We start from the raw sequence: 21,467 nt of genomic DNA on the forward strand, positions 1-21,467 counted from the left end.
CGTCACAGCCCGCGCAGCGCGCCGCCGTCGACCGGCACGGTCACCCCGGTGACGTACCCGGCGGCGGGGGAGAGCAGGAACGCGGCCACCCTGCCGAACTCCGCCGGGTCGCCGATGCGCCCGAGCGGGATCGCCGCCTCGGCCTGCGCGCGGGCCCGCTCCGGATCGCCGGAGCCGGCCAGCAGCTCCCGGTTGCGGTCGGTCATGATCCGTCCCGGCAGCAGGCTGATCACGCGTACGCCGCGCGGGCCGAACTCGTCGGCCATGTCCTTCGCCACGCCGGCGAGGCCCGGCCGCAGGCCGTTGGAGATGCCGAGGCCGGCCAGCGGTCCGCGTACCGAGGTGGACAGCACCAGCCCGATCGCGCCGCCGTCGGTGAGCGCGCCGGCCACCGTCCGGGCGAGCCGGACGCTGCCCAGGAAGACCGTCTCGAACGACTCGCGCCACTGCTCGTCGGTGACGGAGGCGGCGGTGCCGGGAGGCGGGCCGCCGACCGAGATCAGCGCGCCGTCGAGACGGCCGAAGTGTTCGCGGGCGGCCGCGACGAGCCGCTGCGGCGTGGCGGGGTCGGTGAGGTCGGCGGTCAGCCCGATCGCCTGCCGTGGATCGCCGAGCGCCTCGATCGCGGCGGCCACCCGTTCCGGGGTACGCGCCGAGATGACCACCCGGGCGCCGTCGGCGACGAGTTGCTCGGCGGTGGCGAGGCCGAGGCCGGCGGAGGCGCCGGTGAGCACATACACCCGATCGGCGAGTCCGAGATCCATACCCCGATCCTGCCGTACCGGCGGGTGCCTGTCAGCGCGGGGCGGGCCGCACCAGGCGTACCCGGCCGGCGACCTGAACCGCGACGGCGCCGCCGGCCCGGGCGAGGGCCGGCCACCGGCGAGGCCGGGGCGGGTGGTGGCCGTCGTAGCGGCTCGCGGCCTCCCGCTCGGCCAGCTCGTCCGCGCCAAGCGGCGGCAACGCGTCCCGCTCACGCAGGTCGCGGGCCAGGTCCCAGCCGTCGCGCAGCGAACCGTTCGTGGGACGGCCGTCGGCCCACGCGGTGAACGTGGCCGGCCAGCCGGGCCCGAGCCCGGCGGCGAGCAGCGGCCAGTGCCGGGCCACGTCGCCGGCCCGCTTGCGCAGCAGCGCCCGGCGGGCCGCCTCGACCGGGGCCGGGGCGAAGCCGGGCGGCAGCGGCCCACCGGCGACGAGCGCGGCGACCAGCTCGGTCTGCCGGGCCGCGAGGTCGCCGCTCACGTGACCACCGGGTGGCCGGACACGGCGGCCAGCGCGTCCAGCTCGTCGCGCAGCTCGGCGGCGGGCGGATAGCGCCCGTCGCGTTCCAGCAGCAGCGCGGGCGGCCGGCGCCGGGCGCACAGCTCGCGGACCAGGTCCAGCACGGCGGCGGGCACCGGGTCGGTGTGCGTGTCGTGGTAGAAGCCGCCGTGTTCGGCGCCGCCCGCCACGTGCGCGTAGGCGATGCGCTCCAGCGGCAGCCGGTCCAGCAGCGCCGCCGGGTCGCCGCCCCGGTTGCGGGCGTTGGCGTGCACGTTCGCGACGTCGAGCAGCAGCAGCGCGCCGGTGGCGTCGAGGATCTCGGTGAGGAAGTCCGCCTCGTCCAGCTCGTCGTCGGGCCAGTCGAAGAGCGCGGCGATCGGCTCCAGGGCCAGCGGCACCGGCAGCTCCGCCTGCGTCCGCCGGACGTTCGCCACCACCGCCGCGACCGCCTCGCGGGTGCGCGGCAGCGGCAGCAGGTGACCGGCCTCCAGGCCGCCGGCCCGCACGAACGCGATGTGCTCGCTCACCAGCGGCGCGTCCAGGGCCGCGGCCACAGCGGCCAGGTGCGCCACCCGGGCCGAATCCACCGGTTCCGCGCCGCCGAGGGACAGCCGCACCCCGTGGGGTACGACGTCGACGCCGCGTCCGCGCAGCTCGGCGAGCCCGTCCGGGAGCGGCCCGGCCGGTGCGACCGCCTCCGCGACCACCTCGACGAAGCGCAGCCCCGGCAGCCCGGCGACGAAGCCGGCGATCTCGGGGCGCCAGCCGATGCCGACGCCGGACGGGCCGGTCATCCGCCGCACCCGCCTCCGCCGCAGCCACCGCCTCCGCCGCAGGAGCTGCCTCCGCCGCACGAACTGCCGCCGGCAGTCGCCCCTCCGCCGCAGGAGGTGCCGGAGCTGGTGGCGCCGGTGCTGCCCATCGCCTGCCGCTGGATCTCGGCCTGCTCGGCGAAGCCGGGGTCCATGGTCCAGAGCGTCGCGGTGCCGAACAGCGCCACGCCCAGCGCCACCTCGGCCGGGCCGTACGTGGTGTACGCGGGTCCGGCGGCCGGGCGCAGCCAGGCGTGCCGGCGGCGCATGTCGTCGAGCGCCGCGGTGGCCGCCCGGGTGCGCCACGGCACGCGGTTGAGCAGCACGAACGCGAGGCCGAGCGGGAACAGGCTGAGCAGCAGCCAGCCCGTGGGCCGGTCGTTGAGCAGCCCGGAGACCGCGCGCACGATGCCGATCACCAGCAGGAATCCGATCAGCAGCGCGCCGCGCCGCAGCGTCCGGCGCCGCTCCTGGTCCAGGGCCAGGCCCCGGCGTACCAGGCCGTCGCGCAGCTCGTCGAGCGCACGCCGCACCCACTCGTCGACGGCCAGCTCCCGGGTCCGCAGACCTCGGCTCGCCGCGTGGTGGACCGCCTGGTCCAGCGGGGTGGCCCCGGCCGGCAGCGGACCGCCGGTGGTGAGCCGCCGGTCCGGCCGTACGCCGACCGCACCCGCGTGGCGCAGCCCGCCCAGCGCGGCCCAGACGGCGAGCTGGTCACCACCGTTGAGGTAGGCGACCTGCTGCGGCCCCAGGTTGCCGTGAACGCTCACCGGCGTGCCCGCGAGCAGGCGCCGCCGGTACACGATCGCACCGACGACCAGGACGACGGCGAGCAGGAGGTACCAGCGCAGGAATACGGGGCCGGGGATGCCCCAGGTGTCGGAGGGGGTCATCGTCTGCTCCTGTCGCGAGGAGGGGTCGCGGCTCATTGTGGAGCAGGCGCGCCAGAGTCGATCTCCTCGGGCGGGGTAGTTACCGGACCGAGACCGGCACGGTTCAGTGCCGGCGGACGGCCTCCTCGACCAGGTCGAGCACGCGGGCCAGGTCGCCGGCCGGCCGGCCCATCGCCAGGTGCAGTACCAGCCCGTCGTAGGCCAGCTCCAGGAACTGGGCGAGCACGTCGATCGGCACGTCGTCGCGGAGCACGCCGGCCTCGCGCTGGCGCAGCAGGCGTTCCCGGGTGGCCGCGGCGATGGCCTCGGAGCGTTCCGCCCAGCGCTTGGCGAAGGCGGGGTCGGTGCGCAGCCGGCGGGAGACCTCCAGCTGGCTGCCGAGCCAGCCGGTGGTGTCCGGCGAGACGGCCCGGGCCAGCAGGTCGCGCATCACCTGCACCAGGCCGTTGCGGGCGACGGTCTCCACCATGGCGGCGGCGTCGTCCTCGGCCACCGCGAGGAAGAGGGAGTCCTTGTCCCGGAAGTGGTGGAAGATCGCGCCCCGGGACAGGCCGGTGGCCTCCTCCAGCCGCCGCACGGTGGCGCCCTCGTAGCCGTGCCGGGCGAAACACGCCCGCGCCGCCGCGAGGATCTCCTGCCGGCGCGCGTCGAGCTGGTCCTGACTTACTCTGGGCACGAACGGATCGTCGCAGGTGGAACCGCCCGATGCAAACCGTACGTACGGCTTGAGATCCGGTGACGGATGATCATCTGCCGTCGCCGGGGTGGTTACCATCGGCGGGTGACCGCCCTCCCCGCGCGCCCGCTCACCGTCGCCGCCGTCCAGGCCCAGCCCGTCCCGGGCGACGTGGCCGGCAACACCCGCACCGCCGCCCGTCTCGTGGGCCGGGCCGAGGGCGCCCGCGTCGTCGTGCTGCCCGAGCTGTTCCTGCCGGCGTACCACCCGCCGGCGCTCGGCGCGGATCCGGACGGCACGGACGTGGCCGCCGACGCCGACGGCCGGGTGACCGACGCCCGGCTGGACCCGCTGCGCGCCGCCGCCGTCGAAGCGGGCGCCGCGGTGGTGATCGGCGCCGCCGTGCGCCACCCCGACCGGCGGCGCACCATCTCCTCGCTCGTGGTGGACCCGGCCGGCGCGGTCACCGCCGCGTACGACAAGCAGCAGCTCTGGAGCGGCGAGCGGGAGCTGTTCGACGCCGGCGTCCGGGGCGCCACGATCGAGGTCGACACGTGGCGGCTGGGTCTGGGCGTCTGCTACGACGGCTGTTTCCCGGAGCACGCGCGGGCCGCCGCCGGCGACGGCGCGCACGGCTACCTCTGCCCGAGCGGCTACCTGGCCGGCTCGGCGCACCGCCGCGACCTCTACTACGCCGCCCGCGCGCTGGACAACACGATGTACGTGGTGTTCGCCAACTCGGTCGACGGCGCCGATCCATGGCGGTTCAACGGCGGCGCGGCGGTGTACGACCCGGAGGGCCGGCCGCTGGCCCGGGGCGCCGACACCGGCGAGGACGTGCTGGTGGCCACGCTGGACCCGGACGCGCTGGCCGCCACCCGCGCGGCACACACGATGCTGCGGGACCGCCCGCTCGACGCCGGGGCGGCCCGCGCCGTGCTCGTCGCCTGAGCGCCGCGCCGGGGCCCTTGGCCCTGTCGGTGCTCCGGTGTGTCCCGTAGGGTGCCCAGGTGCCGTTGCTCCTGCTCGATCTGGACAACACCCTGCTGGACCGCGACGGGCCGTTCCGTGTCTGGGGAGAACGCTTCCTGGCGGGCATCGGCGCGCCGCCGGCCGACCTCGACTGGTTGGTGTCCGTGGACGCGGACGGGCTGACCAACCGCTGGGACGTGGCGGACGCGATCCGCGAGCGGTACGCGCTGCGCATCCCCTCGATCGACCTGGTCGACGAGCTGCACGACGGCGTGGTGGCGCACATGCGGCTGGATCCGCTTGTCGCGTGCGCGTTGCGGATCGCGGCGGACGCGGGCTGGGTGCCGGTGGTGGTCACGAACGGCGCGGCCCGCCAGCAGGACGCCAAGATCCGTACGACCGGCCTGGACCGGTACGTCGCCGACTGGGTGATCTCCGAGGAGGCGGGCGTCAGCAAGCCGAACCCGAGGATCTTCGCGCTCGCCGCCCAGCGGGCCCGGATGCCGCTGCGCGGCGCGTGGGTGATCGGCGACAGCCCGGAGGCGGACATCGGCGGGGCGACGGCGGTGGGCCTGCCCAGCGTCTGGCTGCACCGGGGACGCCGCTGGTCCGACCCGAGGTACGCGCCGACCCGGATCGAGGACGGGCTGATCGCGGCCGTGGCGGCCGTGCTGGCCGGCTGACGGCGGCACCGGCGCGGCGGGCCGGCGGCGGCGCGGTAAATCCGTTGACCCGAGCCGGGCGGGGCACGAGCATGGTGCCGCGCGAGTGCGCAGCCGGGGGTCGCCCGGTCGAGGAGAGGAGGTCGGTCATGGCCGTCTTCGCAGGGTCGTTCCACCTGCCTCCACCAGCCTCGATCGAAGGACAGATCCACCCGTGCGCGATCACGACTTCCCGGCGCCGCAGCGCCGTGGCCGCGGCAAGAGCCGCTTCGACGACGACGAACCCGACTTCCTGAAGCGGGGGCGGCGCACGCCGGCCCTCGCCGACCCGGACGCCGAGCCCGACGTGGAGGACGCCTGGTCCTCCTGGGACCAGGCCGTCCACGGCCCCGAGCCGCGCCCGGAGTGGCTGGTCACCGAACTGGCCGCCCGGGACACCGAGCTCGGGGTGCTCAAGACCGGCAAGGAGGCGGACGTCCACCTGGTCCGCCGCGCGGTGCCGGGTACCGACCGCGGCTGCCTGCTGGCGGTGAAGCGCTACCGCGACGCCCAGCACCGGCTGTTCCACCGCGACGCCGGTTACCTGGAGGGCCGCCGGGTACGCCGGTCCCGCGAGATGCGGGCGATGACCGGCCGCACCGCGTTCGGCCGGCAGATGATCGCCGGGCAGTGGGCGGCGGCCGAGTTCGCCGCGTTGTCCCGGCTCTGGGAGATCGGGGCCGCCTCCGGGCGGATCGCGGTGCCCTACCCGGTGCAGCTGCTCGGCACCGAGCTGATGCTGGAGTTCGTCGGCGACGCCGGGGCGGGGGAGGCCGCGCCGCGGCTGGCCCAGGTCCGGCCCGACGACGACGAGCTGCGCGACCTGTGGGACCAGCTCGTCGAGGCGCTGACGGTGCTCGCCCGGGCCGGGTACGCGCACGGCGACCTGTCCCCGTACAACCTGCTGGTGCACGCGGGCCGGCTGGTGCTGATCGACCTGCCGCAGGTGGTCGACGTGGTGGCGAACCCGCAGGGGGCCGAGTTCCTGGCCCGCGACGTGCGGGTGGTGGCCGCCTGGTTCACCGCCCGTGGGATGCCGGCGACGGTGACCGACCCGGCGGCGCTGACCGAGGCGCTGCTGCGGGAGGCGGGCATCCGCTGACCGTCCGGCGTCCCGGGCGGGAGACCGCCCGGGACGCCGGACCGGGTCACTGGAGGTAGCGCTCGACCTCCGGCACCGGGCGCTCGCCCTGGGCGTCCGGGTCGCCGTGGGCCTGGCGGGCGGCCCGCCGGCGACGCAGCAGGTCCCAGCACTGGTCCAGGGACTCCTCCAGCGCGCGCAGCCGCTCCCGCGCCTCGTCGTCGGTGCCGGCCTCGTTCTGCTGCGCGCCGGCACGCAGCCGGTGCTCCTCGTCGACGAGTTCCGAGATCCGGCTCAGGATGGTCTTGTCGTCCATGCCCGAAGCTTGGCACAGCGGACGGTGCCGCGCCCGCGGCACCGGATAGGTGAGCCGTCCTCGCGCTCCGCGGCGGCCACTGTGTACGCGAGTGACGCACGTCCCACGGCTTCCATTCTCGACAAAGAGATTGTTGTTACGTGAAATATCCTCCGACCTGCCTTTTGATCTGCGGCTCGTGATGGCATGCTCGCGGCAACATCACGGGTCGGTACGAGGTCGCGACCCTGAGTCAACCGAGGGAGCGTTCAGGTGCCCGAAACGACGGACACACCGAGGCCCACCGGCCGACCCCGAATCGTGCCACTGCGGCAGATCCTGCCCGCGGTGCTCCGCGACCCCGCCCGGGCCCTCATCGACATCGGTAACCGTACCGAAGGCGAACTGGTCCGGCTCAACCTCGGCTCCTTCCGCCCCTACCTGGTCACCCACCCCAAGCACGTGCAGCACGTCCTGCGCGACCGGGCGGACAACTACGATCGCGCCGGTGACGGGCTGTTCTGGCGCCCGGTGAAGCGGCTGTTCGGCGAGGGGATCCTCGGCGAGGGGCAGATCTGGTCGGCCAGCCGGCGCATGCTCCAGCCGATGTTCACCGCGAAGCGGGTGGAGGCGCTCGTCGACGGGATGGCAGACGCGATCCGTGACGCGGTCGGCGAACTGGACGAGCCGGCCCGCGCCGGGCAGCCGGTCGACATCGGCGTGGAGCAGGCGCGCATCGTCAGCCGGGCGATCATGAAGGTGCTCTTCGCCGACCGGATCTCGGTGCCGGACGCGATGCGGGTGATCGAGGCGCAGGACCGGATCGCGACCGCCGTCATCCCGCGCATCATCGTGCCGTTCGCGCCGCTGTCGCTGCCGATGCCGGGCGACCGCACGTTCGCCCGCGCCGTACGCGTCGTCGACGACGTGCTGGTGCCGATCGTCCGCGAGACACGGGAGTCCGCCGAGCAGGGCGACGACGTCATCTCGACGCTCTGGCAGGCCCGCACCGACGACGGGCGGCAGCTCGACGAGCGGCAGGTCCGCAACGACACGGTGGCGATGTTCGCCGCCACCACGGAGACCACCATCAACGTGCTGACCTGGGCCTGGCCCCACCTGGACCAGCATCCCGAGGTGGCCGAGCGCCTCTACGCCGAGATCGACGAGGTGGTCGGCGGCGAGCCGGTACGCCGCGAGCACCTGAGCCGGCTCACGTACACCCGGATGGTGCTGGACGAGCTGCTGCGGCTCTACCCGATCGGGTGGATCATCCCGCGCCGCGCGGTCGCCGGGGACGTCATCGACGGTGTGCCGATCGAGCCCGGCGCGACGATGGCGGTCAGCCCGCTGATCACCCAGCGGATGCGGCAGTTCTGGGATCGCCCGGACGAGTTCGACCCGGAACGCTTCCGCCCCGAGCGGGTCCGCGCCCGGCACCGCTACGCCCACTTCCCGTTCGGCGGCGGGCCGCACCAGTGCCTGGGCATGTACCTGTTCTATCTGGAGGCCCAGCTCATCCTCGCCACCATGCTCAGCCGCTACCGGTTCCGGCTGCACCGTCCCGGCGTACCCGGGTTGCGGCTGGCCGCGGCGCTGCGGCCGCGCGAACGGGTGGAGCTGACACTCGTCGCCGCCGGGCGGACGGAGGGGGCATGACCGACGGCGCGACACCGGATCCGCTCGTCGTCGCCGCCGAACAGGGCCGGGTCTGCGCGCTGGCCGCGCAGGGCCAGCGTGGCCTGCGCAGAGCCGCCGCCGCGCACCCCGAGCTGTTCCCCGGCGACCCGTTCGACGCGACGCTGTTCAGCAGCATCGCGCAGGCGATGGCGTTCAGCGCCCCCTGGCACAGCGCCGCCGAGCTCGCCGTGACCAACCGCGCGGTGCTGTGGGGCTTCGCCGTGGACTGGCTGGTCGACCACCAGGCCACCAGCCGGGCCGAGGTGGACCGGATCGCCGGCGTCTGCCTGGACGTGCTCGACGGCGCCGACTCCGCCGACCCGCTGGGCCGGTTCCTCGCCGAGCTGCGCGACGACGTCGCCGCCGCGCCGGCCTATCCGGCGCTGCGCGACCACTGGCGGGACACGATGGCCCGTACGCTCGACGCGATGGCCCGCGAGTGGGACTGGCGGCGCACCGGCCGCCCCACGCTCGCCGACTACCTGGCAAACGCCGACAACCTCGCCGCGACTGTCGTGAACGTCGCGCACTGGATCCACACCGGATCGGTGTCCGAGGCCGGCACGCTGGCGCGGCTGATCGAGGTCGGTGACGAGGTCCAGCGGGCCCTGCGCCTGGTGAACGACCTCGGCACCCACCGCCGCGACGCCGAGTCCGGCGACCTCAACGCGCTGCTGCTGGTGGACGACCCGGCCGAGGTGGAGCGGCACTTCGCCGAGCAGGTCGACCACTGCCGCGTCCTGCTGGCGAAGCTGGCCGGCGAGGTGCCGCGGGAGGCCGACTTCCTGTCCCGGCAGCTCGGTTTCACCACCGGCTTCTACCGGAACACCGACTTCTGGGGCGTGCGGTGACGCTGACCGCCGGACCGGTGCACGCCACCCGGCCCGGGACCGCGCGCGACCTGATCGCCGCGCTCGGCGGCGAGCCGGAGGGGCAGACCTCACCGTCGGTCTACGAGACCGGACGGCTGATCGCGCTCGCGCCCTGGCTCGACGGCCACGACCGGCGCCTGGCCTGGCTGCTGGACCGGCAGCGTCCGGACGGCGGCTGGGGCGGCCCCGGCGGCTACGCGCTGGTGCCGACGCTGAGCGCGGTGGAGGCGTTGCTGACCGTGCTGCACCGCGACGGGCCGGCCGCCGCGCCCGCCGCCGCCGCGCACCGGGGGCTGACCTACCTGGCCGGCGCGTTGCGCGCGGGCGCCCCGCCGGACCTGCCGGCCACCGACCTGATCGTGCCGGCGTTGCTGGCCGCCGTGGACCGGCACCTCGACGGTCCGGCCGGGCCGCCCCACGGCCTGGCCGAGTGGGCGGGCCGGCCCCGCCTGCCGCTGCCGGCCGGTCTCGACCCGGTCCGGCTGACCCGGGTACGCGGACTGCTCGCCACCGGGCGGCCGGTGCCGGAGAAGCTGGCGCACGCGCTGGAGGTGGCGGGCGAGCTGGCGTACCGCGCGCCCGGGGTGCGTCAGTCGGCCAGCGGCGCGGTCGGCGCCTCACCGGCCGCCACCGCCGCCTGGCTGGGCGGGCCGGAGCCCGGACCCGCGCTTGGCTACCTGAACGCTGTCGCCCGGCCCGGCCCGGTGCCCTGCGCGAGCCCGATCACCGTGTTCGAGCGGGCCTGGGTGCTCGGCATCCTGGTCCGGGCCGGCGTGCCGGTCGGCACGCCCGAGCCGGTGCTGACCGAGCTGCGCGCCGCGGTCGGGCCGTCCGGCGCGGCCACCGCGCCCGGCCTGCCCGCCGACGCGGACACCACCGCTGTCACGCTCTACGCGCTGGCCCGGCTGGGCCGCGCGCCGGGCGTCTCACCGCTGGCCGGGTTCGACACCGGACGGCACTTCTGCACCTGGCCGGGGGAGGACGGGGCGTCGCTGACCACAAACGCGCACGTGCTCGACGCGCTCGGCGAGCACCCGAGCGGGCCCGGCGTCACCGGCGCCCGACGCCGGGTCACCGAGTGGCTGCTGGACCGGCAGGAGCCGGACGGGCGGTGGGAGGACCGCTGGCACGCCTCGCCGTACTACGCCACCTACGCGGTGCTGCTGGCGCTGGCCGACCACGCGCCGGACGGCGCGGCGCGTACCGCCGTCGAGCGGGGCGTGGCCTGGCTGCTGGCCACGCAGCGCCGGGACGGCTCCTGGGGACGGTGGGACGGGACCGCCGAGGAGACCGCGTACGCGGTGCTCGCGCTGGCCGACGCGGGCCGGCCCGGCGACGTCCGGGTCACGTCGGCGCTGGCGCGGGGACGCCGGCGACTGTCCGAGCTGGACGGATCCGACGGCGAACCGGCACTATGGCACGACAAGGACCTCTACCGCCCGACGCGGATCGTCCGCGCCGCGGTGCTGGCGGCCTCCGGCCGCGCCGGGGCGGCCCGGACGGAGGCCGCACCCACCATGATCAGGATCGCTTGAATGAGGTTCACGACGGCTGCTAGCGTGCGCCGGAGTCGATCGGATTTCGGACCGACCGAAGACCGGGCCAGGACGGTGTGATGGGTTCCCGCAGTACGAATCTCCGTACGAAGATCATCGCGCTGCTGCTGTCGCTGACCGCGCTCTGGGCGTTCGCCGCGTGGGTGACCGTACGGGACGGGTTCAACCTGCTCGGCGTGCAGACGCTGAACGCGCGCGTGTTCGAGCCGAGCGACCCGCTGCTGCAGGAGCTGCAGGCCGAGCGCCGGCTGTCGCTGCGCTACCTCGGTGAGTCCGACCCGAGCCGGCTGCGGGAGCTGGAGGCCCAGCGGGCCCGCACCGACGAGACCGCCACCGCCCTGTGGCGCTCGGTACGGGACTGGCGCACCGAGATCCCGGCCAGCGAGGAGCTGATGCGGCGGCTCGACGAGCTGAAGACCGAACTGGACCAGCTCGGTCAGGTGCGCGCCGACGTCAGCCGCAAGACCATCGACCGGACCAGCACGCTCCTCGCGTACGACGAGGCGGTCGACGGGATCTTCGCGGTCTTCGACGCCCTCGGCGGCCTCGACGACGACGAGATCGCCAAGGACACCGCGGCGCTCATCGACCTCAACCGGTCCCGGGAACTGCTGTCCCAACAGGACGCCCTGCTCACCGGCGCGATAGCGGCCAACCGGATCACGGTGGGCGAGCAGACCGCGTTCGCCCGCCTGGTCGGCGCGCAGTGGTTCCTCGCCGACCGTACCGCCCGGGAACTCGCCCCCGGCGACCGCGTCCGCTTCGAACGGATGGTCGAGGGCGAGGCGTTCCAGCAGCTCCGCACACTTCAGGACCAGGTGCTCGCGGCCAAGGGCGCCGAAGTGCGCCCGCCGGTGACCGTCGCGGCGTGGCAGGCCGCCGCCGAGAAGGCGATGGCCGACCTGCGCGAGGTGATCCTGGCCGGCGGTGAGGACATCGTCTCCCGGGCCATGCCCGTCGCGATCGGCGTCATCGTGCGGCTGGTGCTCGCCGCCGGACTCGGTCTGATCGCCGTCATCGCCTCCGTGGTCGTCTCGATCACCACGGCGCGGGCGCTCGTACGCCAGCTCGAACGGCTCCGCGAGGCCGCCTTCAAGCTGGCCCACGAGCGGCTGCCGAGCGTGGTGGAACGGCTGGGCCGCGGCGAGGAGGTGGACGTCGCCCGCGAGGCGCCACCCTTGCAGTTCGGCGACGACGAGATCGGCCAGGTGGGCAAGGCGTTCAACGTCGTGCAGGAGACCGCCGTCCGCACCGCTGTCGAGCAGGCCGAACTGCGCCGCGGCGTACGCGACGTGTTCCTCAGCCTGGCCCGGCGCACCCAGGCGCTCGTGCACCGGCAGCTCACGCTGCTGGACGCGATGGAGCGGCGGGAACACGACGCCGAGGAACTGGAGGACCTGTTCCGGGTCGACCACCTGGCCACCCGGATGCGGCGCAACGCGGAGAACCTGATCGTGCTCTCCGGCTCGACGCCGGGCCGGGCCTGGCGGCGCAACGTGCCGATGGTCGACGTGGTGCGCGGCGCGGTCGCCGAGGTCGAGGACTACACCCGGGTCACCGTGCGCCCGCTCGGCGACGTGTCGCTGACCGGCCGCGCCGTCGGTGACGTTATCCACCTGCTGGCCGAGCTGATCGAGAACGGACTCTCCTTCTCGCCGCCGCAGACCACGGTGGAGGTCCGGGGTCAGCTCGTGGCGAACGGCTTCGCCATCGAGATCGAGGACCGCGGCCTCGGGATGAGCGCCGACGAGCTGGCCGCCGCCAACGCGCGCATCGTCGACCGCTCCGAGCTGAACCTGGCCGACGCGGCCCGGCTCGGCCTGTTCGTGGTCAGCCGGCTCACCGAGCGGCACGGCGTCAAGGTGCAGCTCAAGGAGTCCGCGTACGGCGGGACGACAGCTGTGGTGCTGATCCCGCGTGAGCTGATCGCGGCCGCCGGCACGCCCGACGACCTGCCCGCCCCCGGGACGCCCCTGCCGGTGACGCCGGTGCCGGATCCGGGGGGAGGCACGCCGCCCGGCGACGTGTCCGAGCCGGCGACCCCGTCCGGCCCGGACGGCGGCCCCGAGCCGGAGCAGCCGTCCGAACCCGCCCCGCAGGTGCCGGAGCCGGTGGCGCAGGCACCCCGGTTGACCCCCTCCGGGCTGCCGGCGCGTACCCGCAAGCGGCAGTCCGCGGTGGCGGCGCCCACCACGGAGCTGGCGGTGGTGGAACGCCGGCCCGCCGCCCCGGCGGACGCGGCCGAGCCTTCCCCGGCGCAGGCGCAGGCGCCGGCATCCGAGCCGGAGCCGGCGCCCGTCACCGACGTGGGGCTGCCGGTCCGGGTACGCCAGGCCAGCATCGTGCCGGAGCTGCGGCACGACCAGACCGGGGCGGACGACGACGACGCCGACGACACGGCGCGTGCACCGGAGCAGGTGCGCCGGATGATGAGTTCCTACCAGAGCGGCACGCGACGCGGCCGTACCGATGCCGCGCGCTTGCTCGGCGGAGCGCGGGAGGCCGGCGGTGCGCCGGCCGACGCGGACGAGCAGGTTACCTGACCGGGACGTCGACGCGACGGGACCGGAAGCTGACGGCACACAGCCGGGAAGATGAGGACGACGAGTGGCGCAGAAGACGGCTTCGAGCGCGGATCTGACGTGGCTGCTGGATGACCTGGTCGGCCGGGTCAAGCAGGCGGAGCACGCCGTGGCGCTCTCCACCGACGGACTGTTGATGGCCTCGTCCCGCGGATTGAGCCGCGACGACGGTGAGCACCTGGCGGCCATGGCGGCGGGCATCCAGAGCCTGGCCCGTGGCGCGGGCAAACGGTTCGGTGGCGGGCACGTACAGCAGACCATCATCGAGATGCAGTCCTCCTTCCTGTTCGTCACAGCGGCCGGGCGTAACGCCTGCCTGGCGGTGCTGGCCACGGAGGACGCGGACGTGGGCCTGATCGCTTACGAGATGGCCATGCTCGTCACCCGGGTCGGCCGGTTCGTCGCGTCACCCACCCGGGAACAGCCCCTCGGCGAGAACACGGCACGATGACCGGCCGGAGGGACTCCGCGGAGCAGGAGTGGGTCGACGACCACGCCGGCCCGGTGGTGCGCCCGTACGCGGTGACCGGAGGCCGGGCCCGCCCGGTCACCGGCACGTTCGACCTGATCTCGCTGGTCACCTCGACCCGCACCGATGTCGGGTCGGAGTCCGGGCTGGGCCCGGAGCACGTGGCGATAGTCGGCCTATGCCAGCGGATCCTCTCCGTGGCCGAGATCGCCGCCCATCTCGACCTGCCGGTGGGCACGGTCCGGGTCCTCCTCGGAGACCTGGCCGCCCGCAGCCTGGTACAGGTACGCGAGCCGCGCGCGACCCCCGCCGGCCTTCCCGACGAGCATGTTTTCGAGGCGGTTATCAATGGACTACGGGCGCTCTGAGCGGCCGGCGGGCGCCGCGCCGCTGCCCACCGCGATCAAGATCCTGATCGCGGGCGGGTTCGGCGTCGGCAAGACCACAATGGTCGGCGCGGTGAGCGAGACCAAGCCGCTGCGCACCGAGGAGGTGCTGACCGAGACCGGCATCGGCATCGACGACCTGTCCGGCATCGAGGAGAAGTCGACCACCACCGTGGCGATGGACTTCGGCCGCATCACCATCAGCGACGACCTGGTGCTCTACCTGTTCGGCACGCCCGGACAGGACCGCTTCTGGTTCGTCTGGGACGAGCTCGCGCTCGGCGCGCTCGGCGCGGTGGTGCTCGCCGACACCCGCCGGCTGGCCGACTGCTTCCCGTCGATCGACTACTTCGAGGGACGCGGCACGCCGTTCGTGGTGGCGGTCAACTGCTTCGAGGGCGCCAAGCAGTTCCGTCTCGACGAGGTGCAGGCCGCGCTGGATCTGGACCCGGGCGTACCGGTGGTGCTGTGCGACGCGCGCAAGCGGGAGTCGGCCAAGGAGGTGCTGATCACGCTGCTGGAGCACGCCATGAAGCTGCGCGAGGCACGCCGCCGCGCCGCCGAGGACTGACCGGTCACACATCGACGGGGGAGTGGCGATGACCGAGGTGACAGTCCGGGCGATGACTCCGGACGAGTTCGACAGCTGGCAGGAGGAGCTGGCCGCCGGGTACGCGCGGGAGCACGTCACGGCCGGTAACTGGACGGCCGAGGAGGCGCTCGACCGGGCCCGGGAGGCCACCGCCGGCTTCCTGCCGCAGGGCATGGCCACGCCCGGCATGCTGTTCCTGGTCGGCGAGCTGCCTGACGGCTCACCGGCCGGCTGGCTGTGGATCGGCCTGACCCACCCGCGCGGTGTCGCCGGCTGCGCGTTCCTCTACGACATCGAGGTCGCCGCCGGGCACCGGGGCCGGGGCCTCGGGCGGGCGCTGCTCGCGGCCGGCGAGCGGGCGGCCCGGGAGCACGGCGCCCGGGCGCTGGAGCTGAACGTCTTCGGCACCAACGAGACGGCACGCGGGCTGTACGAGACGTCCGGCTACCGGGTGGTCACCCAGCAGATGCGCAAGGACCTGTCGTAGCGCCGGTTCCTACAGGCGGGTGGCGGTGCGGACCAGCGCGGCCAGCGCCCGCGACCGGCTGTGCGGCGGCCACGCGATGACCGTGGTGACCGTCGGGGCGTCCGGCACCGGCACGGCGACCATGTCCGGCCACAGCAACGACCGGCATGACTCCGGCAGCACCACAGCGGTACGCCCGAGCGCCACCAGTTGGAGCAACTGGGAGTGGTCCCGGACCTCGGGGCCCGGCCCGTCGGGGTAGGTGCCGTCGTGCAGCGGCCAGCGCGGCAGCGGCAGGTCGGGCAGCGCCTCGACGTCGGCCATCCGCAGCTGGGCCCGACCGGCCAGCGGGTGCGTCGCCGGTAGCACCATGACCTGCTGTTCGGTCACCAGCTCCTCGGTGTCCAACCCGGTGATCGAGTCGAACGGCAGGTGCAGCAACGCCACGTCGGCCCGCCCGTCGCGCAGCAGCCGTTCCTGCTCGCCGATGCCGGACAGCAGCACCTCCACCCGTACCGAGTCCGGCTCGGCGGCGTACGCGTCGAGCAGTTTCGGCAGCAGCTCGCTCGACGCCCCCGCCTTCGTCACCAGCACCAGCCCGGCGCCGCCGTGCGCGGCCTCGCCGGCACGGCGGGTGCGGCGGTCGGCGGCGTCCACCGCGTCCAGGGCCGCCCGGCCCTCGCGGAGCAGCACCGACCCGGCCGCGGTGAGCGCGACACGGCGGCTGTCCCGTTCCAGCAGCGTCACGCCGAGGCGCCGTTCGAGCTGACGGATCGCCCGCGACAGCGGCGGCTGGGCGATGCCGAGGCGGCGCGCGGCGCGGCCGAAGTGCAGTTCCTCGGCGACCGCGACGAAGTAGCGAAGCTCCCGCGTCTCCATCCCGCCACCGTACCGCCGGATCGATACCCGCCGGGTATCGCCCGCTACCGAAGTGGTGTTGGAGGCCCGGCCGCCGCGCGGACAGGATCGAGACCATGAGCGAACGGACGATCGCGCTGGTGACCGGCGCGAACAAGGGAATCGGGTACGAGATCGCGGCCGGCCTGGGGGCGCTCGGCTGGCGGGTGGGCGTCGGCGCCCGGGACGAGCAGCGGCTCGCCGAGGCGGTCGCGAAGCTGCGCGCGGGCGGTGTGGACGCGTTCGGCGTACCGCTGGACGTGACCGACGACGCGAGCGTGACCGCCGCCGCCCGGCTGCTGGAGACGGAGGCCGGCGGTCTGGACGTGCTGGTCAACAACGCGGGCGTGACCGGCGGTGTGCCGCAGCACCCGGGTGACGTCGACCTCGGGACCATCCGGACCGCGGTCGAGGTGAACGTGATCGGGGTGGTCCGGGTGACCGAGGCGATGCTGCCCCTGCTGCGCCGCTCGGCGTCGCCGCGGATCGTCAACATGTCCAGCGGCGTCGGCTCGCTGACCCGGCAGAGCGCCTCCACCGGAGAGGAGCAGACCGGCCCGCTGTCGGTGGCGTACTCGCCGTCGAAGAGCATGCTCAACGCGGTGACCATTCAGTACGCGCGGGCGCTCGCCGGCACGAACATCCTGATCAACGCCGCCTGCCCGGGGTTCACCGCGACCGACCTGAACGGCTTCCGGGGCGTGCGGACGCCGCAGCAGGGCGCGGCGATCGGAATCCGGCTCGCGACGCTGCCGGACGATGGGCCGACCGGCGGCTACTTCGAGGACGCGGGCGTCATCCCGTGGTGAGCGCGGCTCGTCAGCACCACATGACCGGGTTGCCGGTCGCGACCGACGCCGCGCAGAGCCGGCGCAGCGGCTCCACGACGTAGGCGAAGTCGTCGCCCGACCGGCTGCGGGTCCGGACCGCGAGCCGCTCGGGCGGCGGCTCACCGTGATCGCTCACCGGCCGCATCGCCACCACCGTCCGCGTCCCGCCGACCGAGAACTCCACCCGGTCGCCGGGTAGCGGCCGCTGCCCGCACCGCACGGCCCGGAACAGCGTCACCGGCGGGTCGGCGCGGTCCTGTACGAAGAAGCCGTCCGGATCGACGCCGGCCTGGAAGCCCGGGCCGTACATGAACACCCCGCGGTAGACCTCGACGTACGGCATGAGCACCCGGCCGGTCGCCTCGTCGACGAGCTCCACCTCGTCGATGACCCGGTCGGTGCGCACGAACGCGTCCAGCTCGGCGAGCGCGACCGCCGCCCGGTCGGCCGGCAGGGGGCCGTCGCCGACGTCCGGCAGCGCGGCGGCGAGCGTCGGGAAGCGATGCTCGCCCGCCGCGCGCAACGCCTGCTGGAACAGGCGTACGCCGGACCAGTTGGACGCGTGCTCGTTCACCAGACCCATGGTCTCGTGCGGACAGGCGCTGTCCACCCAGGCGAGGAACGTGTCGTGTGCGGCCTCGTTTCCCTCCCACGGCCGCAACAGCGTGAGCACGCCGTTCTCGTCGTATCCGACCGGCCCGATCGGGCAGGGCGCGGCGAGGCCGTCCTGCCAGCAGCGGCAGGACACGTACGCGTCGAGCCCCACGCCGGCACGCTACCGGTTTCCGGCGACTCAGGTGATGGCGAGCAGCACGGCCTCTCCGCGCGCCGCCGCGTCGCGGTAGAAGGTGCACAGCGCGGCGAAGTTCGGCAGCAGGTAGCTGTCGAACTCGTCGTCGCCGTCGTCCCAGATGTGCGGGTAGATCTCGGCCTCGGACATGGCCGCCGGGTCGAAGCGGGCCCGCAGCGTCGCGTCGTCCACCGCGTCGAGCCCGGCGGCCACGGTGCGCACGGCGTCGGGCATGAGCAGCCGGGCCGGGCCCATGCCGAGGTCCGGCCCGATCGGGTCGCCGCCGACGATCGCCGGCCCGGCGTCGCCGCGGACCTCGTACGTGGTGCCGTTGAGCAGGTAGTGCAGGCCGTGCCACGCCTTGTCGAGGTCGAGTTCGTCGGGACCGCCGTCGAACAGTGTGCCGACCGTCTCCGGGTCGGCCAGCACCGTCGCCAGTTGCTCGCCGGACAGCCGGCGTGCGGTGAACACCATGCCCATGTGGTCGTCTCCCAGGGGTGGTCTGTCGCGATCCGCGGCAGCTTAGCGTGAGCGTCGGACACCCGTGCCATCATCGGCGGGTGGTGAGTGAATCCCGGCATCTCAGCGTCCACATCGACCGTCCGGTGGCGGAGGTCTACGCCTTCGCCGCCGACCCGGCGAACCTGCCCCGCTGGGCGCCGGGCCTCGGCGGTTCGGTGGCCCGGGTCGAAGGTCAGTGGTTCGTGGACACGCCCGAAGGGCGGGCGCGGCTGACGTTCGCTCCCGCGAACGAGTACGGCGTGCTCGACCACGAGGTGCTGACGCCGTCCGGCGAGACGGTGTACGTGCCGCTGCGCGCCATCGCCGACGGCGACGCGACCGAGGTGGTGTTCAGCCTGCGGCGGCCGCCCGGCATGAGCGACGCGGACTTCGACCGGGACACCGCGCTGGTCGAGGCGGACCTGGCCCGGCTCAAGGCCGTGCTGGAGAGCGCCGGCGGCTGATCGCCTGTCCGTGCCGCCGTGGCGGGGAATGCCGTCGGGGCCCTCGTAGAGGTCTAGCCCGACACCGTTCCGTGAACGGTGGCCGGCACGCACGCCGGCTTAATGGGAATTGTGCGTCGGCGTTAGTATCCGGCCCACGCGATCCACCGAACACAATTCGCGATTCAGTCGCCGACCGCGTCCCGCATTCTTTCCCTGGTCCAGTATTCGGCGGGGTCGGTGGCGCCGGGGCTCGGATTGTGCGTCGCGACCACCGGGCCGGGCGGCTCGGGTCGCCCTGCGTCGCCGTCGCGCGTCGCGAGGACCACGACGGCCGCGGCGACGGCGAGCGCCGCGACGGCGGCCGCGCCGAGCAGCACACGATGGGACATGTCGCCTCCTCCGGGGCCGGGTGCCGGTCCGCCTGGTGCCGGTCCGCCTGGCGCGCCGGGCGGCACACCAGGCGGACCGCCGGTCACCAGGTGTCGTTCGCGTACGTGTTGTAGAGCGTCCCCACCACAGCGGCGGAGAAATACGGCGAGCCGTTCGTGTTCGAGCCGCTCGAGTAGCTCATCACCCCGTGCACGTCACCACGTCTGGTGGTGTTGTCGTAGCTGTAGTACCACGGGCCGCCGCTCGAACCGCCCCCGAAGCCGCAGTTCATCTCGATCCGGTTGCTGCCCGCGTCCCTCGACGTGCCCGAGCAGACCCACTGGATCTCGCCGCTGTCCTTGTTGCTCGGGTAGCCGAAGATGTCGTAGTGGTACTCCCGGCCACCGCCGGTGAGCAGCCCGTTCGCGCCGACCGCGTCCACGATCGACCGGCTGCCGTAGACGAGCGCGACGGCCACGTCGTACTGCCGCTCACGGGTGCTGATCCAGCCGCTGGGCACCGCGAGCGTGGACCAGTCCCAGGTGCCGTACGGCTGCGCGCCGTTGCGGTACGATGGCACGAACATCCAGTTCGCGGTGTGCCAGTCCCGTCCCGGCCCGTCGTGCACGCAGTGCGCGGCGGTGAAGACCATGTTGCGGGCCGGGCTGTTCACCACGCTCGCCGAGCAGTAGTGGCCCAGGCCGTCGGTGGAACTGGTGTAGAAGATCTTCCCCACCGTGATCGATTCGTTGAGCTGGGTGCCGAAGCCGCTGCCGTCCTTCGGCGCCACCGCCTCCGCGAAGCGCCGCACCGGCTCCGCCGTGGGGCTCTGGGTGACCGGGCCGGCGGACTTCTCCACCTCGTCGGCGGGAGTGGCCGCCGCCATGCGCTCGGCCGTCCAGTAGGCCCTGGCCTGCGAGGACGACCCCGCCTTTCGCTCGATCGACGTGACAGCGGCCGGAGCGGCCGTGCCTGCGGCGGTGCCGGTACCGGCCAGTGCCGGCGTGCCGGCGAGGATCGCCGGCAGGATCAGGGCCGGCAGGGCCAGAAGTCTGATCGTCGTCTTCATGAAATCCTTCCCAGTGTTCGATTCCCGGATCGAAACTGGAGCGCCCCGTTGTGCATCGCGATGTCGGCAACGTATCGACGGAATTCGGAGCGTGTCAACGAATCATGGACGTCGATTGTTTGCAGTGTCGGATGTGCGATCGGGGGCGAGGGGCATCATCGAATTGCAATTTCGCATGAATGCGGTTACCACCTGCGGGCCGGGGTGCAGGGTCGCGGATTCGCCACGGAGGCGGCGGCCGCGTGTCGCGACCACGCGCGCTGCCGGCTGGGCGTCGACCGCCTCGTCGCGATCATCCACCCGGACAACGCGCCCTCCAAGCGGGTCGCGGAGCGGATCGGGCTGAGCTTCGAGCGTGCGACCACGTCCGAATCGGGGGATCCGGCGCACGTGTACGCCGCGCGCCTGGCCTGACCGGGCTCAGCGGCGAGTCGACGTCACGAACCGGGTGCACGCGGCCGGGGTGAAGGTGAGTGCCGGCCCGGCCGGGTCCTTCGAGTCGCGGCCGCCGACCACGCCGGGCAGGTTGCCGGCGGCCTCGACGCAGTCGCCGCCGCTGCTCTCGCGCCACCGGGCGCCGCTCGGAGGAAGTGACTGAATTCGATTAGATGCTGGACTCGGGCGCTCTGGTGCGGAGAGCATGAACGCCGTCCGTGATCGACTGAACACCCAGTGAGAAGGAGTTCCCACATGCGCTTCGCTCGCAATGCCCTCGGCGTCGGGATGGTGTCGGCAGCGCTGCTGTTTGTCGGCGCGACACCCGCGCTGGCCGCCGACGGCCACGTCTACGCGCACGTCCAGACGTATCCGTCCGGTGGTGACTCGGGTGGATCGACATACGCGGATCTGAATTTCACCTCGACACGTTCGGTGACGTACAACAACTGGGTCATCAACGACACCTGCCCGGGTGACGGATTCCGGGTCATCGCGCGGGCGCGTGCCCTGCTCCGGGACGGCAGCTGGGCCAACGGCGCGTGGCACGAGGACGACGGCACCTGCGGCGGCGACGCGTGGGGTCCGTACGACGGCAAGGTGCTGAACACCAGCCGCGACATCATGAAGGCCGGACTGCAGGTATGCGTCGATCTCGGCGACTCGCTGAAGTGCGCGGCGGACTTCCGGGACAACAACTACACCTCGTAGCCGACAGAACCGCTCCCTCGCACCTCCCGTGCGAGCACGCGAACAGCGCAAAAGCCGCCCGGAGGAATCCCTCCGGGCGGCTTCGCCGCCGCGGGGTCAGGGACCACGGCGTGGTCCCTGACC

At 73.9% G+C, this 21,467-nt stretch carries 27 protein-coding genes; 15 read left to right on the forward strand and 12 right to left on the reverse strand.

Features of this window, described 5'->3' with window-relative positions:
- Positions 1-2: 2 nt before the first annotated feature.
- The 5 genes from AB0C17_RS06170 to AB0C17_RS06190 form a co-directional block, all read right to left on the reverse strand.
- Positions 3-764, reverse strand: a complete 762-nt coding sequence (locus AB0C17_RS06170) for an SDR family oxidoreductase (RefSeq protein ID WP_357381069.1) — start codon at positions 762-764, stop codon at positions 3-5.
- A 31-nt stretch (positions 765-795) separates the two neighbouring features.
- Positions 796-1,242, reverse strand: a complete 447-nt coding sequence (locus AB0C17_RS06175; RefSeq protein WP_357476943.1) for a hypothetical protein — start codon at positions 1,240-1,242, stop codon at positions 796-798.
- Positions 1,239-2,057, reverse strand: a complete 819-nt coding sequence (locus AB0C17_RS06180) for a DUF692 domain-containing protein (RefSeq protein ID WP_357476946.1) — start codon at positions 2,055-2,057, stop codon at positions 1,239-1,241. The genes AB0C17_RS06175 and AB0C17_RS06180 overlap by 4 nt, the downstream gene beginning before the upstream one ends.
- Positions 2,054-2,968 (reverse strand): TIGR04222 domain-containing membrane protein, encoded by a 915-nt coding sequence (locus tag AB0C17_RS06185; protein WP_357476949.1) that lies wholly within the window; start codon positions 2,966-2,968, stop codon positions 2,054-2,056. Before AB0C17_RS06185 ends, AB0C17_RS06180 begins: the two co-directional genes overlap by 4 nt.
- A gap of 103 nt (positions 2,969-3,071) precedes the next feature.
- Positions 3,072-3,644 carry a TetR/AcrR family transcriptional regulator gene (locus tag AB0C17_RS06190; protein WP_194803152.1) on the reverse strand — a complete coding sequence of 191 codons (573 nt, stop codon included), beginning with the start codon at positions 3,642-3,644 and terminating at the stop codon, positions 3,072-3,074.
- A 105-nt stretch (positions 3,645-3,749) separates the two neighbouring features.
- Here AB0C17_RS06190 and AB0C17_RS06195 point away from each other — a divergent pair, with 105 nt between their 5' ends.
- The 3 genes from AB0C17_RS06195 (at position 3,750) to AB0C17_RS06205 (ending at position 6,419) form a co-directional block, all read left to right on the forward strand.
- Positions 3,750-4,595 (forward strand): carbon-nitrogen hydrolase family protein, encoded by an 846-nt coding sequence (locus AB0C17_RS06195; protein ID WP_357476952.1) that lies wholly within the window; start codon positions 3,750-3,752, stop codon positions 4,593-4,595.
- A gap of 59 nt (positions 4,596-4,654) precedes the next feature.
- The gene (locus tag AB0C17_RS06200; RefSeq protein ID WP_357381080.1) at positions 4,655-5,299 is read left to right on the forward strand and encodes an HAD family hydrolase; all 645 of its coding nucleotides are present in this window, start codon (positions 4,655-4,657) and stop codon (positions 5,297-5,299) included.
- A gap of 193 nt (positions 5,300-5,492) precedes the next feature.
- The gene (locus AB0C17_RS06205) at positions 5,493-6,419 is read left to right on the forward strand and encodes an RIO1 family regulatory kinase/ATPase (RefSeq protein ID WP_357474518.1); all 927 of its coding nucleotides are present in this window, start codon (positions 5,493-5,495) and stop codon (positions 6,417-6,419) included.
- A gap of 46 nt (positions 6,420-6,465) precedes the next feature.
- On the opposite strand, the gene AB0C17_RS06210 is transcribed toward AB0C17_RS06205, so the two are convergent.
- Positions 6,466-6,714, reverse strand: a complete 249-nt coding sequence (locus AB0C17_RS06210) for a DUF2630 family protein (protein WP_357381084.1) — start codon at positions 6,712-6,714, stop codon at positions 6,466-6,468.
- 300 nt (positions 6,715-7,014) lie between these two features.
- On the opposite strand from AB0C17_RS06210, the gene AB0C17_RS06215 reads away from it, so the two are divergent.
- The 8 genes from AB0C17_RS06215 (at position 7,015) to AB0C17_RS06250 (ending at position 15,317) form a co-directional block, all read left to right on the forward strand.
- Positions 7,015-8,352 (forward strand): cytochrome P450, encoded by a 1,338-nt coding sequence (locus AB0C17_RS06215; protein WP_357472629.1) that lies wholly within the window; start codon positions 7,015-7,017, stop codon positions 8,350-8,352.
- Complete coding sequence (locus tag AB0C17_RS06220; protein WP_357381086.1) at positions 8,349-9,224, forward strand: terpene synthase family protein; 876 nt, start codon at positions 8,349-8,351, stop codon at positions 9,222-9,224. Before AB0C17_RS06215 ends, AB0C17_RS06220 begins: the two co-directional genes overlap by 4 nt.
- Positions 9,221-10,780, forward strand: coding sequence for a prenyltransferase/squalene oxidase repeat-containing protein (locus AB0C17_RS06225; protein WP_357476955.1), 1,560 nt, complete (start codon positions 9,221-9,223; stop codon positions 10,778-10,780). Before AB0C17_RS06220 ends, AB0C17_RS06225 begins: the two co-directional genes overlap by 4 nt.
- Positions 10,781-10,860: 80 nt before the next feature.
- Positions 10,861-13,344 carry a nitrate- and nitrite sensing domain-containing protein gene (locus AB0C17_RS06230; protein WP_357472621.1) on the forward strand — a complete coding sequence of 828 codons (2,484 nt, stop codon included), beginning with the start codon at positions 10,861-10,863 and terminating at the stop codon, positions 13,342-13,344.
- A gap of 64 nt (positions 13,345-13,408) precedes the next feature.
- Positions 13,409-13,834 (forward strand): roadblock/LC7 domain-containing protein, encoded by a 426-nt coding sequence (locus AB0C17_RS06235; protein WP_357476959.1) that lies wholly within the window; start codon positions 13,409-13,411, stop codon positions 13,832-13,834.
- On the forward strand, positions 13,831-14,220 hold the full coding sequence (locus tag AB0C17_RS06240) for a DUF742 domain-containing protein (RefSeq protein ID WP_357381094.1): 390 nt from the start codon (positions 13,831-13,833) through the stop codon (positions 14,218-14,220). The genes AB0C17_RS06235 and AB0C17_RS06240 overlap by 4 nt, the downstream gene beginning before the upstream one ends.
- Entirely contained in the window at positions 14,201-14,809 is a 609-nt protein-coding gene (locus tag AB0C17_RS06245) for an ATP/GTP-binding protein (RefSeq protein WP_357381096.1), read from the forward strand. Before AB0C17_RS06240 ends, AB0C17_RS06245 begins: the two co-directional genes overlap by 20 nt.
- 28 nt (positions 14,810-14,837) lie before the next feature.
- Complete coding sequence (locus tag AB0C17_RS06250; protein ID WP_357381097.1) at positions 14,838-15,317, forward strand: GNAT family N-acetyltransferase; 480 nt, start codon at positions 14,838-14,840, stop codon at positions 15,315-15,317.
- Positions 15,318-15,326: 9 nt separating this feature from the next.
- Here AB0C17_RS06250 and AB0C17_RS06255 read toward each other — a convergent pair whose 3' ends face one another.
- Positions 15,327-16,175: a LysR family transcriptional regulator gene (locus AB0C17_RS06255; protein WP_357472618.1), complete on the reverse strand. Its 849-nt coding sequence runs from the start codon at positions 16,173-16,175 to the stop codon at positions 15,327-15,329.
- 95 nt (positions 16,176-16,270) lie between these two features.
- On the opposite strand from AB0C17_RS06255, the gene AB0C17_RS06260 reads away from it, so the two are divergent.
- Entirely contained in the window at positions 16,271-17,002 is a 732-nt protein-coding gene (locus AB0C17_RS06260; RefSeq protein ID WP_357472615.1) for an SDR family oxidoreductase, read from the forward strand.
- A 10-nt stretch (positions 17,003-17,012) separates the two neighbouring features.
- Here the strand turns inward: AB0C17_RS06260 and AB0C17_RS06265 are convergent, their stop codons facing one another.
- Together AB0C17_RS06265 and AB0C17_RS06270 are read right to left on the reverse strand one after the other, a co-directional pair.
- Positions 17,013-17,789, reverse strand: a complete 777-nt coding sequence (locus AB0C17_RS06265; RefSeq protein WP_357472612.1) for a hypothetical protein — start codon at positions 17,787-17,789, stop codon at positions 17,013-17,015.
- Positions 17,790-17,816: 27 nt separating this feature from the next.
- Entirely contained in the window at positions 17,817-18,293 is a 477-nt protein-coding gene (locus AB0C17_RS06270) for a YfbM family protein (protein ID WP_357472609.1), read from the reverse strand.
- A gap of 80 nt (positions 18,294-18,373) precedes the next feature.
- Between AB0C17_RS06270 and AB0C17_RS06275 the strand changes: the two genes are divergently transcribed.
- Positions 18,374-18,778, forward strand: a complete 405-nt coding sequence (locus AB0C17_RS06275; protein ID WP_357476963.1) for an SRPBCC family protein — start codon at positions 18,374-18,376, stop codon at positions 18,776-18,778.
- 164 nt (positions 18,779-18,942) lie between these two features.
- Here the strand turns inward: AB0C17_RS06275 and AB0C17_RS06280 are convergent, their stop codons facing one another.
- Both AB0C17_RS06280 and AB0C17_RS06285 read right to left on the reverse strand, forming a co-directional pair.
- Positions 18,943-19,149: a hypothetical protein gene (locus tag AB0C17_RS06280; protein WP_357476966.1), complete on the reverse strand. Its 207-nt coding sequence runs from the start codon at positions 19,147-19,149 to the stop codon at positions 18,943-18,945.
- An 83-nt stretch (positions 19,150-19,232) separates the two neighbouring features.
- Complete coding sequence (locus AB0C17_RS06285; RefSeq protein ID WP_357476969.1) at positions 19,233-20,198, reverse strand: hypothetical protein; 966 nt, start codon at positions 20,196-20,198, stop codon at positions 19,233-19,235.
- A gap of 60 nt (positions 20,199-20,258) precedes the next feature.
- Here AB0C17_RS06285 and AB0C17_RS06290 point away from each other — a divergent pair, with 60 nt between their 5' ends.
- Positions 20,259-20,612, forward strand: coding sequence for a GNAT family N-acetyltransferase (locus AB0C17_RS06290; protein WP_357477275.1), 354 nt, complete (start codon positions 20,259-20,261; stop codon positions 20,610-20,612).
- A gap of 6 nt (positions 20,613-20,618) precedes the next feature.
- On the opposite strand, the gene AB0C17_RS06295 is transcribed toward AB0C17_RS06290, so the two are convergent.
- Positions 20,619-20,798, reverse strand: coding sequence for a DUF397 domain-containing protein (locus AB0C17_RS06295; protein WP_357477278.1), 180 nt, complete (start codon positions 20,796-20,798; stop codon positions 20,619-20,621).
- 90 nt (positions 20,799-20,888) lie between these two features.
- On the opposite strand from AB0C17_RS06295, the gene AB0C17_RS06300 reads away from it, so the two are divergent.
- Positions 20,889-21,344: a hypothetical protein gene (locus AB0C17_RS06300; protein ID WP_357476972.1), complete on the forward strand. Its 456-nt coding sequence runs from the start codon at positions 20,889-20,891 to the stop codon at positions 21,342-21,344.
- The last annotated feature ends 123 nt before the right edge of the window (positions 21,345-21,467 follow it).

The sequence above is a fragment of the Micromonospora sp. NPDC048887 genome (assembly GCF_040649715.1).
GTDB lineage: Bacteria > Actinomycetota > Actinomycetes > Mycobacteriales > Micromonosporaceae > Micromonospora.

What these genes read in the sequence shown, in the direction of transcription:
- AB0C17_RS06260 (WP_357472615.1), top strand. Translation starts at nt 16,271, where the DNA reads ATGAGCGAACGGACGATCGCGCTGGTGACCGGCGCGAACAAGGGAATC.
- AB0C17_RS06290 (WP_357477275.1), top strand. Translation starts at nt 20,259, where the DNA reads ATGTCGGCAACGTATCGACGGAATTCGGAGCGTGTCAACGAATCATGG.
- AB0C17_RS06185 (WP_357476949.1), bottom strand. Translation starts at nt 2,968, where the DNA reads ATGACCCCCTCCGACACCTGGGGCATCCCCGGCCCCGTATTCCTGCGC.
- AB0C17_RS06210 (WP_357381084.1), bottom strand. Translation starts at nt 6,714, where the DNA reads ATGGACGACAAGACCATCCTGAGCCGGATCTCGGAACTCGTCGACGAG.
- AB0C17_RS06250 (WP_357381097.1), top strand. Translation starts at nt 14,838, where the DNA reads ATGACCGAGGTGACAGTCCGGGCGATGACTCCGGACGAGTTCGACAGC.
- AB0C17_RS06240 (WP_357381094.1), top strand. Translation starts at nt 13,831, where the DNA reads ATGACCGGCCGGAGGGACTCCGCGGAGCAGGAGTGGGTCGACGACCAC.
- AB0C17_RS06180 (WP_357476946.1), bottom strand. Translation starts at nt 2,057, where the DNA reads ATGACCGGCCCGTCCGGCGTCGGCATCGGCTGGCGCCCCGAGATCGCC.
- AB0C17_RS06170 (WP_357381069.1), bottom strand. Translation starts at nt 764, where the DNA reads ATGGATCTCGGACTCGCCGATCGGGTGTATGTGCTCACCGGCGCCTCC.
- AB0C17_RS06270 (WP_357472609.1), bottom strand. Translation starts at nt 18,293, where the DNA reads ATGGGCATGGTGTTCACCGCACGCCGGCTGTCCGGCGAGCAACTGGCG.
- AB0C17_RS06280 (WP_357476966.1), bottom strand. Translation starts at nt 19,149, where the DNA reads ATGTCCCATCGTGTGCTGCTCGGCGCGGCCGCCGTCGCGGCGCTCGCC.
- AB0C17_RS06285 (WP_357476969.1), bottom strand. Translation starts at nt 20,198, where the DNA reads ATGAAGACGACGATCAGACTTCTGGCCCTGCCGGCCCTGATCCTGCCG.
- AB0C17_RS06220 (WP_357381086.1), top strand. Translation starts at nt 8,349, where the DNA reads ATGACCGACGGCGCGACACCGGATCCGCTCGTCGTCGCCGCCGAACAG.
- AB0C17_RS06245 (WP_357381096.1), top strand. Translation starts at nt 14,201, where the DNA reads ATGGACTACGGGCGCTCTGAGCGGCCGGCGGGCGCCGCGCCGCTGCCC.
- AB0C17_RS06230 (WP_357472621.1), top strand. Translation starts at nt 10,861, where the DNA reads ATGGGTTCCCGCAGTACGAATCTCCGTACGAAGATCATCGCGCTGCTG.
- AB0C17_RS06255 (WP_357472618.1), bottom strand. Translation starts at nt 16,175, where the DNA reads ATGGAGACGCGGGAGCTTCGCTACTTCGTCGCGGTCGCCGAGGAACTG.
- AB0C17_RS06300 (WP_357476972.1), top strand. Translation starts at nt 20,889, where the DNA reads ATGCGCTTCGCTCGCAATGCCCTCGGCGTCGGGATGGTGTCGGCAGCG.